1 protein-coding gene is annotated in these 395 nt (G+C 31.9%); it reads left to right on the top strand.

Annotated elements, in window-relative coordinates:
- Positions 1-170 precede the first annotated feature (170 nt).
- Positions 171-293, top strand: a complete 123-nt coding sequence (locus ACOMCU_RS28370; RefSeq protein ID WP_421052326.1) for a hypothetical protein — start codon at positions 171-173, stop codon at positions 291-293.
- The last annotated feature ends 102 nt before the right edge of the window (positions 294-395 follow it).

A 395-nucleotide genomic window follows, 5' to 3' on the forward strand; every position in this document is an offset into this window, starting at 1 on the left:
TATTAAGAGTAAATTGGCCAGTATGATAAAATTTTAAAATCTCTAATTTTTCTTCTTTTGAAAAACTACACGTTCTCATAAAAAAATCTCCCCATTTGATAAACAGATTTTTTTAAAAAAATCTGTTTATCAAATGGGGAGCATACCACAATTGGAGGTGCAGTTTTTCTATGGGTAAATTTACTGCTGAGGAAAAATTAGAAGCTGTTTTACGCTATTTAAACGGCAAAGGAAGTTATAGAGAAATCGGGAAATCTATCTGTGTAGATCTTAAATCAATCGTTGAGCTTTAATTTATAACTTTTACTCATTTGGTTTTGACTGATTCCTAGGTGCAAACCATCCGATTAGGGCAATACCTACTAATACTCCATAGAAAATCATAGTCCAGGCAG

The sequence above is a fragment of the Lysinibacillus sp. UGB7 genome (assembly GCF_049058285.1).
GTDB lineage: Bacteria > Bacillota > Bacilli > Bacillales_A > Planococcaceae > Lysinibacillus > Lysinibacillus sphaericus_B.